Source organism: Enterobacter sp. Lyrl_3, from assembly GCF_051948675.1.
Classification (GTDB): domain Bacteria; phylum Pseudomonadota; class Gammaproteobacteria; order Enterobacterales; family Enterobacteriaceae; genus Enterobacter; species Enterobacter cloacae.
Map to the genome: position 1 here is coordinate 1 of NZ_JAYJLI010000054.1, position 1,330 is coordinate 1,330.

1 protein-coding gene and 3 tRNA genes are annotated in these 1,330 nt (G+C 53.1%); all 4 read right to left on the reverse strand.

Going from position 1 to position 1,330, the window contains the following annotated elements:
• Positions 1 to 195: hypothetical protein (locus VF709_RS24810; RefSeq protein ID WP_440232471.1), on the reverse strand; the 195-nt coding region annotated here is incomplete at its 3' end.
• 572 nt (positions 196 to 767) lie between these two features.
• Positions 768 to 842: transfer RNA gene (locus tag VF709_RS24815), tRNA-Gly, on the reverse strand.
• 114 nt (positions 843 to 956) lie between these two features.
• A tRNA-Arg gene (locus VF709_RS24820) sits at positions 957 to 1,033 on the reverse strand.
• A 2-nt stretch (positions 1,034 to 1,035) separates the two neighbouring features.
• Positions 1,036 to 1,112: transfer RNA gene (locus VF709_RS24825), tRNA-Ile, on the reverse strand.
• Between the last annotated feature and the right edge of the window lie 218 nt (positions 1,113 to 1,330).

Here is a 1,330-nt window from a genome sequence, read left to right on the forward strand (position 1 = left end):
ATTGGTGTCAATACATGCCGACCCGTTCGGGTATGCCAGGACGACCGTATTATCTGGCTGGACCTCAGCATTCGTAATGCTCTGCCCTTTTGCGCCGTTGGCGTGAGTAAACGACACGGCTGAACAGGCTGCCATTGACGCAATCGCAGCCGCCAGCAACCCGTTAATCAAAAGACGACTGTTTTTGTTTTTCATGTGATTCCTTACCGGAAATAAAAAGGCCGCGCATATGCGCAGCCCTGGAATGGGTCATGTATTTAATGTCTCCCGTTGTCACTATCATAAGTTAACAAACGGCCTGAGGATCATAATGTTCGAAAGAATGACTATATTACTCTCTGCAGCAGCAATAATAATCACGTTAATTATTGACGTCCTTCATCCCCCCATTCATGCCCTGTAAAGCAAAAAACCCACGCGCTAGCGTGGGCCTGAATGGGCGTTGCGGTGTGGAGTGCCTCTCCATGAGCCTTTGGTCAGCCACCGTGGCTCGCGACTTTCTCATTCAATCAGGGTCTGCTGTTTCGCCCCTCCGCTAGTGGGATTCACCGCAACAGTAAAGCACACTACCCAACGTATCGTCCTTGAAGAAACGGGCTTACCAGCGCGCTTTACTGTTGATGCTTATTCCTTCGCATTCGACTGGGGACCAGCCTGGCTCTTCAGTATGCTCAGGCCAGACAAGAACATACTCAGGTGATCCCCATGCGAATGCGCCCTCCGGTCACTCCGGGCAGTCCCATCATCGCAGACCGGAAGGCTTAATATGGAGCGGTCAGCGGGAATCGAACCCGCATCATCAGCTTGGAAGGCTGAGATAATAGCCATTATATGATGACCGCAATAACGAGTAGCACGGTGCCGGGTGCTTCCCGGTGGGTTATTCACCCGCGTTCGTCGGCTGATTAGGAACTCAGAACGCCCCTCCGCTAGGGGGATTCACCGCACATTGAAACTGGTGCGCTGTACTGGAGTCGGACCAGTGACCACTGCCTTCGGAAAGCAGTGCTCTATCCATCTGATCTAACAGCGCTTTGGTGGCCCTTGCTGGACTTGAACCAGCGACCTGGCGATTATGAGTCGCTCGCTCTGACCAACTGAGCTAAAGGGCCAAAAAGTTGTTGTGATGCCGGGTGCCTCCCGGTGGACCATCGGTCAGCCACCTGGTCCGCGTTTAGATTGATGCGCTTAGCTGTGTGAACAGACTACTCGTTTGCTGTTTACGCCCCGCCGCTGAGGGGGATTCATCACAACAGGGAAGCATACTGACATCACTCCTGCCCAGGAGTGAGGGACCCACACCTGCATTGTCAGTATGCTTTCCTGTTGC